13 protein-coding genes are annotated in these 13,381 nt (G+C 72.0%); 11 read left to right on the top strand and 2 right to left on the bottom strand.

All coding sequences use genetic code 11. The annotated features are described in order from the left end of the window. The first annotated feature begins 12 nt into the window (after positions 1-12). Both ACWCSV_RS27340 and ACWCSV_RS27335 read left to right on the top strand, forming a co-directional pair. Positions 13-627, top strand: coding sequence for a hypothetical protein (locus tag ACWCSV_RS27340; protein ID WP_451146589.1), 615 nt, complete (start codon positions 13-15; stop codon positions 625-627). A gap of 8 nt (positions 628-635) precedes the next feature. Next, positions 636-1,286 (top strand): OmpA family protein, encoded by a 651-nt coding sequence (locus ACWCSV_RS27335; protein WP_451146587.1) that lies wholly within the window; start codon positions 636-638, stop codon positions 1,284-1,286. Between the two features lie 272 nt (positions 1,287-1,558). Here the strand turns inward: ACWCSV_RS27335 and ACWCSV_RS27330 are convergent, their stop codons facing one another. Beyond that, positions 1,559-2,035, bottom strand: coding sequence for a hypothetical protein (locus tag ACWCSV_RS27330; RefSeq protein ID WP_451146585.1), 477 nt, complete (start codon positions 2,033-2,035; stop codon positions 1,559-1,561). Between the two features lie 401 nt (positions 2,036-2,436). Here ACWCSV_RS27330 and ACWCSV_RS27325 point away from each other — a divergent pair, with 401 nt between their 5' ends. Then, entirely contained in the window at positions 2,437-3,087 is a 651-nt protein-coding gene (locus tag ACWCSV_RS27325) for a hypothetical protein (protein ID WP_451146583.1), read from the top strand. A 653-nt stretch (positions 3,088-3,740) separates the two neighbouring features. Next, complete coding sequence (locus tag ACWCSV_RS27320; protein WP_451146581.1) at positions 3,741-4,097, top strand: hypothetical protein; 357 nt, start codon at positions 3,741-3,743, stop codon at positions 4,095-4,097. 118 nt (positions 4,098-4,215) lie between these two features. Here ACWCSV_RS27320 and ACWCSV_RS27315 read toward each other — a convergent pair whose 3' ends face one another. After that, entirely contained in the window at positions 4,216-4,593 is a 378-nt protein-coding gene (locus ACWCSV_RS27315; RefSeq protein WP_451146579.1) for a DUF192 domain-containing protein, read from the bottom strand. Between the two features lie 129 nt (positions 4,594-4,722). Between ACWCSV_RS27315 and ACWCSV_RS27310 the strand changes: the two genes are divergently transcribed. The 7 genes from ACWCSV_RS27310 (at position 4,723) to ACWCSV_RS27280 (ending at position 13,355) form a co-directional block, all read left to right on the top strand. After that, complete coding sequence (locus tag ACWCSV_RS27310; protein WP_451146651.1) at positions 4,723-5,706, top strand: prepilin peptidase; 984 nt, start codon at positions 4,723-4,725, stop codon at positions 5,704-5,706. 248 nt (positions 5,707-5,954) lie between these two features. Then, a complete protein-coding gene (locus tag ACWCSV_RS27305; RefSeq protein WP_451146577.1) occupies positions 5,955-6,791 on the top strand; it encodes a methyltransferase domain-containing protein in 837 nt (278 codons plus the stop codon). A gap of 86 nt (positions 6,792-6,877) precedes the next feature. After that, on the top strand, positions 6,878-7,315 hold the full coding sequence (locus ACWCSV_RS27300; RefSeq protein ID WP_451146575.1) for a hypothetical protein: 438 nt from the start codon (positions 6,878-6,880) through the stop codon (positions 7,313-7,315). A 710-nt stretch (positions 7,316-8,025) separates the two neighbouring features. Then, positions 8,026-8,787, top strand: coding sequence for an isoprenyl transferase (locus ACWCSV_RS27295; RefSeq protein WP_327180140.1), 762 nt, complete (start codon positions 8,026-8,028; stop codon positions 8,785-8,787). Between the two features lie 428 nt (positions 8,788-9,215). Next, positions 9,216-10,532 carry a PhoH family protein gene (locus tag ACWCSV_RS27290; protein WP_387374514.1) on the top strand — a complete coding sequence of 439 codons (1,317 nt, stop codon included), beginning with the start codon at positions 9,216-9,218 and terminating at the stop codon, positions 10,530-10,532. A gap of 413 nt (positions 10,533-10,945) precedes the next feature. Next, positions 10,946-11,665, top strand: a complete 720-nt coding sequence (locus tag ACWCSV_RS27285) for an aggregation-promoting factor C-terminal-like domain-containing protein (RefSeq protein ID WP_451146572.1) — start codon at positions 10,946-10,948, stop codon at positions 11,663-11,665. Between the two features lie 145 nt (positions 11,666-11,810). Beyond that, positions 11,811-13,355, top strand: a complete 1,545-nt coding sequence (locus tag ACWCSV_RS27280; RefSeq protein ID WP_451146570.1) for an AI-2E family transporter — start codon at positions 11,811-11,813, stop codon at positions 13,353-13,355. Positions 13,356-13,381 lie beyond the last annotated feature (26 nt).

Here is a 13,381-nt window from a genome sequence, read left to right as displayed (position 1 = left end):
AGGATTCGACCCATGAGCATTCGGCGCACGATGGCATCCCTGAGGGCGGTGTCCGCCGCCTCGGCTGTGGCGGCCCTTCTCCTCACGATCTCCGCTTGCGGCGGGGACGACGGAGGTGGGTCCGTCGACGAGGGCGCGCCCCAGACCTCGGCGTCCTCCGCCTCCCCGTCGGAGGACAAGGGACAGCAGCAGCCCGACACCGCTGCCGGCGAGAGTGTGGATCCGGATGTCAAGCTCGCGGAAGTTCAGGGTCAGAACGGCGTAGTGATGACGATCAACCAGGTTCTCCGGGACCCCGGTGGATTCGTGACCGTGCAGGGCGTCATCAAGAACAACGGCGACACCGCGGTCAATCCCTCCTCCTGGGTGGGAGGCGAAGAGGGCATCGTCGGTGCCAACTTCAACTCCGTGGCAGGGGCGACTCTGGTGGACAAGGTAGGCAAGAAGCGGTACTACGTCCTGCGCGACACGGATGCCCGATGCCTCTGCACCACCAAGATCACCGGGCTCCAACCGGGAGACAGCACCTCCGTCTTCATGCAGTTTCCTGCTCCGCCGAGCACCACCACCGAGGTCGACTTCACCCTGCCGACGTTCGCCACCGCCTCCCTCAAGATCACCGGGTGAGGGCGGCGATGGCTGACATTCGCTCGACCTCAGCACGGCGCCGGCACCTGGCCGTCCCCGTCGCCTCGGTGATGCTGATCGCCGGCGTGACCCTGTTCGGCGGTACGCCTGCCCTGGCCGACGACGGGCCCTCCGTCCCGCCCGGCACCGAGGCCACCTCCGAGGCCCCCGTTCCCCTCGACGCCAAGGACCCCGACCTCCGGATGCCCGAGGGCGGCACGCTCGCGCCGGGCAAGGTTCTCGACATCGTCCAGGTCGTCGAGGACATGGGGGGCGAGGAGCGGCGAGAGGACTCGAACCAGTCCATCAAGTTCGCACTCCAGGCCGAGGTGCTCTTCGGCAAGGACAGCGCGAAGCTCAGCCCGCAGGCGAACTCCCGGATCGCGGCCATCGCAGCCGAGATCAAGAACCAGAACGCCACCCAGATCCGGGTCTTCGGCTTCACCGACAACCTCGGCTCCTCGGCCCACGGTGACGTGCTCTCCAAGCAGCGCGCGGAGGCCGTGCACGCGGTGCTCTCCAAGCAGCTGGGCGCCGAAGTCACCTTCGAGATCCGTGGGTACGGCGAGCAGTACCCGATCGCGGACAACAGCACCGAGGAAGGCCGGAAGAAGAACCGGCGCGTGGAGGTCTCCTTCCCGCGCGGCGCCACTTCCTGAAGCGCTGATCAGCTGAAGCGCTGATCGGCTGAAGCGCTGATCAGCTGAAGCGCTGATCAGCTGAAGCGCTGATCGGGTGAACCGCCGGGCCCGGGTCGCGAGCACCTCGTGACCCGGGCCCACCCATTCGGTGCGCAGGCAGAGAGGCAGCGAGGCAGCGAGGCAGCGGGCCAGCGAGGCCAGCGAGGCAGCGACGCGGTCGAGGTGGCCGGGACGCCGAGGCAGCGACGCGGTCGAGGTGGCCGGGACGCCGAGGCGGTCGCGGTCCGTCCCTACCGGTCGCCCCGCGCCCGCCAGTCGTGGCCGCCCGTCCTGCCGCCACCGTCGTGCCGCCGGCCGTACGGGTACGAGGGCGGCGGTACGGCAACCGTGGCGCGCTCCTCCAGTAGCCGGTCCACCGCGATTCCCACGGCCGCACCGGTGACGAGCGAGGCGGCGGGCATCAGGACCCCCTCGATGTCCGCCAGGTCCCAGGAGACGGCGTAGCCGTGGGCGAGCACGGTCAGCGGAACGGCCAGGCAGCCGAGCGGGTACAGCACGCGGGACGCGCGATGGCTGTCAGGGAGAAGCCGGGCCGCCGCCAGTACGGCGCACGCGGTGACGGCGAGGCCGGGCAGGTGCAGCAGCCCCAGGCGCCAGCCGAAGCTGTCCAGGCGTTCCGGGGTGCCGAGCGTCACGTCCAGCGCCCGGCCGACCATGAAGCCGCCACCCAGCTGGACGAACGCACCCGCCACCCAGCTGCGGATCATGGGAAGGAGCCGGCCGCTGCGTGACCCGGCACCGGTTCTGACCCGTTCTCCGCCCCAGCCGTCACCGCTCACGGTCCACCTCTTCCCGGCGCACGCCCATGGCTTCTCCGCGAGGGTAGGCGGTGTACCGGCTCCGGGCACGGGTCCCCAGCCCCAACCCGGGTCCCATGTCGCGTGCGCGCAAAGGGGGTTGAGGGTGTGCGGACGGACGCGCGGCGGGCCGCCCGCTCGTGGGCGCTCCCCGGGAGGGCCCTCCCGTCGCGTGGATCAATGGGCCCCCGCTGAGCCCAGGGGCCCAAGACCCCGCCCCGCAACGGAGTTAGCGTCGGACTCGTAGATCACGAGACAGCGATCCGGCGCTCCCCCCACTGTGCCGGGCCGCACGCCGACGGGAACCTGCCGTGAAAGTACTGGAAAGTGTGCGCAGTCTGATCTTCCTGGGGAGCCTCCCGCAGGCCAGGGCCTTCGCCGCCGGCTGCGCGGAACGCACCTCCGTGGTGCTGCTGCGATCCCTGGACCTCGCCGGACGCGCCGACGACCTGGCCGCGTGCCGGGCCGCCGTGGACCTGCTCTGGAGTCCCCACCCGCGGCCCGCCGCCGTTCCCGGGCTGCTCCGACGCCTGCACGCGCTGCCCGAGCTGCACGGCCCCGGAGCCGTCGCCGGTCTCGACGTGCTGGCGAGGACCGGCGCCCGCGCGCTGTACTCCGCGCTGGTCCTCGCAGCCAGCCCCGAGGACCGCGGCGGACCGGGAGGGGCGGTGGAACCGTCCCTCTTCGCACGGGACTTCGCACGGGAGCTGTACTTTCATGGGGCGAAGCGGCTCCCGGCCGAGGAGGACGGCGCGCAGAACCGCGACGTGTCGCTGATCATGTCCTTGCGTGCGGCGGAGTTGCCGTCGTCGCTGGTGTCGTTACGGGCGAAGGCGGCGGAGGAGGGGCGCTACCGGCTGACCCTTGCCGTCACCGGGTGCACCTCCCACGCGCCGGGGCGGGCGGCCCACCCACCCGGCCCGGTGGACCGGAGGCGGGGCGGCCTTCGGCGCTCCGCCTGAACCCGCGTCCGCCTGGCGTTGCGCGGCCCTGCGCCCGGCACGCGGCGTACGGCTCCCCGTGACACGCAAGCGAAACGCGGGAGGTGCAGGGTGGAGGCGTGGTGGACGGGACGCACGAGGGCGGACCGGCCGGAAGCCGACCGGGCCGACGGGCTGGACGGACAGGGCGGCCCGGACGGACAGGGCGGCCCGGACGGACAGGGCGGGTGCCCCGGCGCGGGTGTGCCGAGCAGAGGACGGACGGTGGGGGAATGCGAAGTCGGCCCGGAAGCAGGGCGGGTGGGCTCTCCGCCGTCGCGCTCTGCCTCGTGGTGGGGGCCTGTGCGCCGGGCGGCGGATCGGCCGGTCGGGCGAGTCCGCGTCCCGGGACCGCGAGCCCGGCAACAGCGGCCCTCGCGCCCGCTCCCGCAGCCATCTCGCCCGACGGACCATCCGGCCCTGCTCCGGCCGAAATGGTCGTTCGCAGTGACGAGTTGAAAGGATACGAGATCAGGCCCCTGCGGTACGAGGAGGTGCGCGGCACCGAGCGGTCCGAGGATCCCGCCTGCGCCCCGTTGGCCGGTCTGCTCAACCTTGATCCCCAACCAGTGCCCGCAGCAACGGTATTCCGTACCGCTGTCGACACGTCCCGCGCCGGTCGGGACGATCAGACCGTGGTGACCCTGCTGTTGGCCGCGTACGCCCGCGAGGACGCGGCCGCGTCGCTCCTGGACCGGGTGCGACAGGCCGTCGCCGACTGCGCGGAGGGCTTCCGTACCCAGGGTGGCGACGGGCCTGCCGCATACACCACGGTCACCGCGCTCCCCGCCCCGCGGGCGGGCGAGGACGCGTTGGCGTTCCGGATGATGTGCGGCAGGGGCGGGCAGTCGAGCCCGCTGGTCTTCACCGTCGTACGGAGCGCGGCCGCCGTGGTCGTCTTCAGCGCGGCCAACTACCTGGACGGCATGATCCCCGCAATACCGCCCGCGCTCGTCACCGCGCAGGCGGGGAAGCTCCCGCAAGCCCCTTGAGGACCCGAGGCACGCCCCGTGGGGAACCGAGGCACGCCCCGTGGGGAACCGAGGCACGCCCCGTGGGGAACCGAGGTACGCCCCGCGAGAGCCCGAGACGCCATCTCCGTAGGGGAGTTCAGTCGCCGACCGGCCCCGCCCCGTCCACCGTCACCCGGACCCCCTGCCGCAGCCCCCAGCCCGCCATCGCCCCGGCCTCCGACTCCACCGCGTGGCGGGCGCGCAGCCGGGGGAGGCCGAGCCGCCCCGGCTTCATCGTGCGGACGGCGACGACGTTCAACTTCCGGTCCAGATACGCCACATCGATGGCGAACCGCATGCGGAAGGTGTGGACGCTCGAACAGGGCGTGAGCAGCAGCGCGCCCTCGATCCCGTCCTGCCCGAGCAGCCCCCGGGTGCGTGCCCGGTACGAGGCCGCCACCCGCAGCGGGACCACCCGCGCCTCGCCGCCCGTACCCACGGTCAGTGTTCCGTCGCCATCACGCCATCTGCCCATGGGCACCGACCGTAGCGTCCACCGGAAGGGTGCGTGCCCTGTCGGGCAAAGTCCGAGCGGACCGGCCGGTGGGCCCTCGGGCCCAAGACCCGTGCGGGGGAGTGCGATTAGGGTCGGGCCGTGGACGCCATCCGGATCGCTGTCGTGACCCTCGCCGCCGTCTGGGGCGCAGCCACCGGGCTGCTGATCCCGCGTGCCGCGTACCGGTTCTCGGTGGAGCCGGAGGAGGAGTGGCGGGACGCCTGCCCCGCCGGGCACCCGTTCGCCAGGACCGGCCCTGGCCGCGGCTGGCTGGGCCCCGCCCGCTGCCAGGCCTGCGCAACGGGCGCGACGGCCACCACGGACACTCCGGCCACGACAGGCGCAGCCAGCACCCCGGCCACCCCGGGCACTCCGGCCACGACAGGCGCAGCCAGCACCCCAGCCACCACGGGCACTCCGGCCACGACAGGCACAGCGAGCACCCCAGCCACTGCGGCCACCCCGGCCACCGCGGGCACTCCGGCCACGACAGGCACAGCAAGCACTCCGGCCGCGGCAGACACCACAGGAACGACGGGCGCCCCCACCGCCACTCCGTACGCGCCCCAGGTACTCCTCCCCGTGGTGGCCGCACTGGCCTGTGCCCTGCTGGCCGCCGCCACGGGGACGCGTCCCGAGCTCGCCGTCTGGCTGCTGCTCGCCCCCGTCGCCGTACTCCTCGCCGCCGTCGACCACCGGGTCCACCGCCTCCCCGACCAGTTGACCCTGCCGCTGGCCGGAGCCGCCGTCGTCCTCCTGGGCGTGGCGGCCCTGCTGCCGGAGCGCGTCGGCTCCTGGACCGGGGCGCTGCTCGGCGGGGCCGCACTGGGCTGCTTCTACCTGGTCCTCTACCTGATCAACCCGAACGGGATGGGCTTCGGCGACGTGAAGCTCGCCCTCTCCCTCGGCGTGGTGCTCGGCTGGTACGGCTGGCCCGTGCTGGTAGCGGGCGGGTTCGCCGGGTTCCTCTTCGGCGCCGCGTACGGCCTGGGGCTGCTGGTACTGCGGCGCGCGAACCGTCGTACGGGCATCCCGTTCGGCCCCTTCATGATCGCGGGCGCGCTGACCGGCGTCCTCCTGGGCGCCCTGTGACGCCCGGCCACGGGCAGGCCGGCGCGACGGTACCGCCGACCCCCGAAACCGACAGCCGAGGTCCTGAAACCGACGGCCGAGGTCTCGTGACCCACGGCCGAGGTCTCGTGACCCACGGCCGAGGTCTCGTGACCCACGGCCGAGGTCTCGTGACCCACGGCCGAGGTCCCGTGACCCACGGCCGAACCCCAGGACACGGGCCCCCAAAACCGTTCGCGGTCGCGGGCCCGCCCTGCGACCCTGCGGACATGCCGAAGCAGCCCGAGAACCCCGCCGCCTCCCCGCCTCTCACCGGGGCGTCCGCCGACCGCTTCGCCACGCTGGTGGCCGAGGCGGAGGCGGCGCCGGTGGACGGCTGGGACTTCTCCTGGCTGGACGGCCGGGCGACCGAGCAGCGGCCCTCGTGGGGATACGCCCGCGCCATGGCCGACCGACTGGGCCGGGCCACCGCCGCGCTCGACATCCAGACCGGCGGCGGCGAGGTACTGGCCTCGGCCCCCGTCCTCCCGCCGCTCATGGTGGCCACCGAGTCCTGGCCGCCGAACGTGGCCCGCGCCACCGGCCTGCTCCACCCGCGCGGGGCGGTCGTGGTCGTGGACTCCGACGAGCCGCCGCTGCCGTTCGGGGACGCCGCTTTCGACCTGGTGACCAGCAGGCACCCGGTCACCACCTGGTGGCAGGAGATCGCCCGGGTCCTGGCCCCCGGGGGCACGTACTTCTCCCAGCAGGTCGGGCCGGCGAGCGTCTTCGGGCTCGTCGAGCATTTCCTCGGCCCGCTGCCGCCCTCGGCGTACGCCGCCCGCGACCCCGAGCGGGCCCGCGCCGAGGCCGAGGCGGCGGGGCTCGTGGTGACCGACCTCCGGGCGGAGTCGCTGGACACCGCGTTCTTCGACATCGGGGCCGTCGTCTACTTCCTCCGCAAGGTCATCTGGATGGTGCCGGGCTTCACCGTCGACGCCTACCGGCCGCAACTGGAGTCGCTGCACCGGCGGATCGAGTTCGAGGGCCCGTTCACCGCCCGGACCACGCGCTTCCTGATCGAGGCGCACAGGCCGACGGACGCCCCGCGGAACGGCTTTCGGTGAGGAAATCATTAACCTCCCTCCCCTTGTGCCGTCTTGTACCGCAGAGTGCGATCCTGGACGAGTTGTACGGAGAGAGGAAGCGTGTCGTGGGGAGCGAGCAGTCCGGGGGGACGGCCGGCCGGCACCGCTCGGGGAGGTCCGACTGGCTCCGGGGCGCCCGGATCATCGGCGTCCACGGTGTCTTCTACCGCCCGGACGGCCGGGCCGGCGGCGCCGAAGCGGTCGAGTTCGTCCTCGCGGACGACCGGTCCGTCCTGATGACCTGCGCCACCGACTGGACGCTCCGGGTGACCGCCGGCACCTGGCCGCGGCTGCCCGAATGGTGCGTGCCCGCGGGGTTGTGGCTGCACGGCCCGCTGAACAGCGTGCCGCCCGCGCCGTACGGGGGAGGCTGGACGGTCACCGGAGCGCGGGAGAGCAGGGACGAGAACGACGAGGTGCACGAGGCCGTCATCCACTGCGAGAACGGCGACTTCGTGGTCGCCGCCGGAGACGCGCTCGTCATCCGCTTCCACCCGGCCTGACTCCGGCCCGGATCAGACACGGGCCTCCGGCCCGCACCGGACGCGGCCCCGGCCCGGATCAGACACGGGCCTCCGGCCCGCACCGGACGCGGCCCCGGCCCGGATCAGACACGGGCCCCCGGCCCGCACCGGACGCGGCCCCCGGCCCCGGGCAGAGGCGTCGGCGAGGTCCGGAATGCCGGATTCCCTGCCCGGAACGGAGTCCGGTGAATCCGGAGAGTAGTTGTGGAGTGGCGCGGCACGCGGAAACGCTCACGAAGGGTTAGGGTGGAGTTCCCCCCCTCGGGCCGGTCCGTATCCCCCCCCACGGACCGGCCCGGATTTTTTTGGCCCCACGTCGCGGCCCCCTCCGCTGATCCCGCAGGCCCCTCCCCTGATCCCACAGGGCTGATTCCACAGGCCCCTCCGCTGATCCCGCAGGCCCCGCAGCCTCCCCGGTACTCCCCGGAGTCACCGCGCGACACGGTGGTACGAGAGGCGGGCGAGTGCTCACATTTCTCTGTTTTTCGCGGAGTTGTGACAGACCGGGTTGGGCCCGTGCCGCCTTCCCGCAGTAATGTGACGGCTTCGGGGAATGCCGGCGCGCGGCGCGGCACTCGTCCGCGCGGGGCCGTGCGGACATGGCGGCGAACCCCCACGGGGAGGTCCCCGTACCCCCGTGAAGGGGCAGGCGGGCCGATGACCCGTACGGAACCGAGAGGGTGAACTCAGTGAACTTGCGCGACCTGGTGTACGGGCTCTACGCACGCCGGGTGGAAGGCCGGCTGGACCACTCACAGGTGCCGAAGCACATCGGGGTCATCCTCGACGGCAACCGCCGCTGGGCGAAGGCGTCCGGCGGTTCGGCGGTGCAGGGGCACCAGGCCGGCGCGGACAAGATCTCCGAGCTGCTCGGCTGGTGCAACGAGACCGATGTCGAGGTCGTCACCCTCTGGCTGCTGTCGACGGACAACTTCGACCGCCCCGAGGCCGAGCTGAAGCCCCTTCTCGGCATCATCGAGAACACCGTGAGCAACCTGGCCTCGGACGGCCGCTGGCGGGTCCACCACGTGGGCACCATGGACCTGCTCCCCGCCCAGACCCAGCTCGTCCTCAAGGAGGCGGAGCAGGCCACCGCCGACATCGACGGGATAATCGTGAACGTCGCCGTCGGCTACGGCGGCCGCCAGGAGATCGCCGACGCCGTACGGTCGCTGCTCCTGGACCACGCCGACAAGGGCACCACCTTCGAGGAGCTGGCGGAGGTCGTCTCCACCGACCTCATCTCCGAACACCTCTACACCCGCGGTCAGCCCGACCCCGACCTGGTGATCCGTACGAGCGGCGAGCAGCGCCTCTCCGGATTCATGCTGTGGCAGAGCGCTCACTCCGAGTACTACTTCTGCGAGGTCTTCTGGCCGGCCTTCCGCAAGGTCGACTTCCTCCGCGCGCTCCGCGACTACGCGGCCCGCCACCGCCGCTACGGCGCCTGAGCCGAGCCCCCGGGTTCGCGCCTACTCCTTATATACGTACGCACCACCATCACGAGGGCGTCCCCGCAGGCCGGGGGCACCCTCGCGGCGTGGTGGCGCCCGTCGGCCGGCGGTTGCCACGTGTCCACCTGGGCGCCTCCGGACGGTGGCACAACCCGTGGCATGGCTTCGGGCGTTCGAGGGAATACCCCTGACAGGTCGACGTCCGGTCACCAACCAGGCGGACGTCGCATCATGTGGGCGGCCCACCGGACCGTCCACCCGGGAGGCCCTTTGCACACGAAGGACCGTACGCACCGTACGTCCGACGCGGAGGGCCGGCGTTCGGCCCGCGCATTCGGGTCCGAACCCGGTCCGTCCTCTTCCTCCGGGAAGTTCCGCGACGTCCGTCGCACTCCCCGACCTCGTCCGAGGGGGTACGTCCTTCCGTGGTGACCAGCTCAAAGCGCCGCATGCCCGACAGGCGCACCTATGTTCTCGACACCAGCGTCCTGCTGGCCGACCCCAACGCCATGACGCGCTTCGACGAGCACGAAGTCGTGCTGCCGATCGTCGTCGTCACGGAGCTGGAGGCCAAAAGGCACCACCCGGAGCTCGGCTACTTCGCCCGGCAGGCCCTGCGCCTGCTCGACGATTTCCGGGTCCGGTACGGCAGGCTCGACGCCCCGATCCCCCTCGGGGACCTGGGCGGCACGCTCCGTGTCGAACTCAACCACTCCGACCCCGGCGTGCTGCCCGCCGGCTACCGGCTGGGGGACAACGACTCACGGATTCTCGCGGTGGCGCGCAACCTCCAGGCCGAGGGGTACGACGTCACCGTCGTCTCCAAGGACCTTCCGCTGCGCATCAAGGCGTCCTCGGTCGGGCTGCTCGCCGAGGAGTACCGCGCCGAACTCGCCATCACCGACTCGGGCCACACCGGGATGGCCGAACTGCCGCTCTCCGGCGAGCAGGTGGACCTGCTGTTCTCCGAGGAGACGCTGTACGTGCCCGAGGCGGCCGAACTCCCGGTGCACACCGGGCTCGTCCTCCAGTCCGAGCGGGGCAAGGCGCTCGGCCGGGTCACGGCGCAGGGCAACGTCCGCCTGGTGCGCGGGGACCGGGAGGCGTTCGGCATCCACGGCCGCAGCGCCGAGCAGCGGATCGCGCTCGACCTGCTGCTCGACCCGGAGGTCGGCATCGTGTCGCTCGGCGGCCGGGCCGGTACGGGCAAGTCGGCGCTGGCACTCTGCGCCGGCCTCGAAGCCGTCCTGGAGCGCCGCCAGCACCAGAAGGTGATGGTCTTCCGGCCGCTGTACGCGGTCGGCGGGCAGGAGCTGGGCTATCTCCCGGGCAGCGAGGCCGAGAAGATGAGCCCCTGGGCGCAGGCCGTCTTCGACACGCTGTCGGCGGTGGCCGGGCGCGAGGTGATCGAGGAGGTGCTGGGGCGCGGGATGCTGGAGGTCCTGCCGCTCACCCACATCCGGGGCCGCTCGCTGCACGACGCGTTCGTGATCGTCGACGAGGCGCAGTCTCTCGAACGCAACGTCCTGCTGACCGTTCTGTCCCGTATCGGGGCGAATTCCCGTGTGGTGCTCACCCACGACGTGGCCCAGCGGGACAACCTCAGAGTCGGCCGGTACGACGGAGTGGTCGCCGTGGTGGAGAAGCTGAAGGGGCATCCGCTCTTCGCCCATGTGACGCTCACCCGCTCCGAGCGTTCACAAATCGCCGCACTGGTGACCGAAATGCTCGAAGAGGGATAGAACAAGGACAGATTCGACGATCTGTCCCGCATGTCCATGGGGGGCGCCCGGCGAGCGAAGGAGCTTAGCCGGGCGTCTTCATGTCGCGCCGTCATTTCCGTCAAACGGGTGGCGTAAACGGCGTGTGAGCTTTCCCACGCAACAGGGAATTGCTTCCCGGCGTCCTTGTCCGGCAGAGTCTTGCTTCCGTCAGGCCCCGCATACGGAAACCGGGCACCTTCCGAGGCGCTCAGCACCACACAACTCAACAACCGATCTCCGTATGCCGCCCGCGAGCACAACGCGGCACTTCCGCGAGGAAGTCGCCCACCGGGCCCGTGCCTCCCGTGACCCAAGCAGTAGGGAGGCCAGTGTCAGAGGGCACGATCGCGCCCGCGAGGTCACCTAAGCGGGCGATGCTGGAAGGACACCGTGTGAGCCGGATCTCGGTCCGGGGGTTCGCAGTGGCATCAGCCACCGCGGTCACCACCGTTGGCGCCGTCGTAGGCGTTGCTTCGGGCAGCACTCCCGCTGCCGACGACAACAACTTCGAGGCCACCGCAGCCGACACCACGCTGCTCGCAGACATCCCCGTGGGCCACCAGGCCCAGGTCCAGACCGCTTCGCTGACGCAGCAGGCCGATGCGCAGGCATCCGCCGCCGACGCCGCCGCGAAGAAGTCCGCCGAGGAGTCCGCCCGGCTCCAGGCCGCCAAGGACGCCAAGAGCAAGAAGCAGGCGGCCGAGGACCAGGCGGAGCGCGAGAAGGAAGCCAAGGAGGCCCAGGAGGCCAAGGACGCCGAGGAGCGCGCCAGCCGCTCGGCCGTCCGCGACGCCACCTCGTTCGCCGCCCAGGGCTCGTACTCCGTCGCCGAGGTCCAGGCGATGGCGCGGCAGATGATCCCCGCCGACCAGTTCCAGTGCTTCAGCAACATCGTGAACCACGAGTCGACGTGGAACTACCGCGCGGTCAACGCCTCGTCCGGCGCGTACGGTCTGGTCCAGGCACTTCCCGGCTCCAAGATGTCCTCCGCGGGCGCCGACTGGCAGACCAACCCGGCCACCCAGATCAAGTGGGGCCTCAGCTACATGAACGCCAGCTACGGCAGCCCCTGCGGCGCCTGGTCGTTCTGGCAGGCCAACAGCTGGTACTAGGCCCACCGCTCAACCTCCCGATGCCCCGCACCGTCCTACGGTGCGGGGCATCGTGCGTGGTGCGACACGTTGCCCATGTACGGTCGCATTCCGGCCGTTCGGGGGTAGACGGTCGGTGCACACCCACGGGGGAGAGGGCCCACGTATGTCGAAACTGCCCGGTTGGCTCGGACGTATCGGGTCCGAACTGACGGACCTGGCCGACCGCCTGGACGAGCGGCGGCAACGAGCCGAGGCCGAGGAGGCCGGGTCCGGGCACGCCCACGCGCACCACCGGCACCACCACGCCGCCGCGTCGGCTGCGCAGAGCGCCCCCGACGCGACCGCCCAGGTGCCCGCGCCGCCCGCCTACGCCCCCGACGTCGCCGCCCGGGCCCATCCGGTGGCCGCCATCCCCTGGGGCATGCGGGTCGCCGCCGAGGCCGGCTGGCGGCTGCTCGTGCTCGCGGGCACTCTCTGGGTGCTGATGCGGGTCATCAGCGCCGTCCAGCTCGTCGTGCTCGCCTTCGTCGCCGCCCTGCTCGTCACGGCACTGCTCCAGCCGACCGTGGTGCGCCTGCGGCGGTACGGGCTGCCGCGCGGCCTGGCGACCGCCGTCACCGCCGTACTGGGCTTCGTGATCATGGGGCTGGTCGGCTGGTTCGTCGTCTGGCAGGTGATGGACAACCTCGACACGCTGTCCGACAAGGTCCGCGACGGCATCGACGAGTTGAAGCGCTGGCTGCTCGACAGCCCCTTCCACGTCACCGAGTCGCAGATCAACGACATCGCCAAGAACCTCAGCGACACGATCGGCACCAACACCGAGGAGATCACCTCCGCGGGCCTCCAGGGCGTCACGGTGATGGTCGAGTTCCTCACCGGGATGCTGCTCGCGATGTTCTCGACGCTCTTCCTGCTCTACGACGGCAAGCGGATCTGGGAGTGGACCCTCAAGCTGGTCCCTGCCCAGGCCCGCCCGGGTGTCGCCGGTGCCGGGCCGCGCGCCTGGCGCACCCTCACCGCCTACGTGCGGGGCACCGTGATCGTCGCGCTCATCGACGCCATCTTCATCGGGCTCGGGATCTACTTCCTCGACGTGCCGATGGCGGTGCCGCTCGCCGTGTTCATCTTCCTCTTCGCCTTCATCCCGCTGGTCGGCGCCGTGGTCTCCGGGGCGCTGGCGGTGGTCGTCGCGCTCGTCACCGAGGGCGTGTTCACCGCCCTCATGGTGCTGATCGTGGTGCTGGCGGTGCAGCAGATCGAGGGGCACATCCTCCAGCCGTTCATCCTCGGCCGGGCGGTACGGGTCCACCCGCTCGCGGTGGTGCTCTCCGTCGCCGCCGGCGGGATGGTCGCGGGCATCGGCGGTGCGGTCGTCGCCGTTCCGCTGGTCGCCGTCACGAACACGGTGGTCGGCTACCTGAGGTCGTACAGCCGCCAGGAGGCCCAACGGCACGACCCGCACCCGCACGGCGCTTCCGCACTCCACGTGGCCCCCACCCCCGCCCCCGGCACCCCGCCCGAGGACCGGTACGACGAGTCGTACCCGGGCGGTGACGGGCCGGGCGGCACGGGCGGTACGGGCACGGGCCACGCGGAGGCGGGGCCCGCGGGTCCGGCCGGCGGGAGCACCGCCCCTGCGGCCGAGGACGCGCCCCCCGAGGCGGACGGGGTACCCGGAGACGGCGAGGACCGCCCCCGGGCGTGACGGGCGGAGCGAAACGGGCGGGACGA

It is taken from the genome of Streptomyces sp. NPDC001770 (genome assembly GCF_053596135.1).
This window is presented reverse-complemented; position numbering and strand designations above follow the sequence as displayed.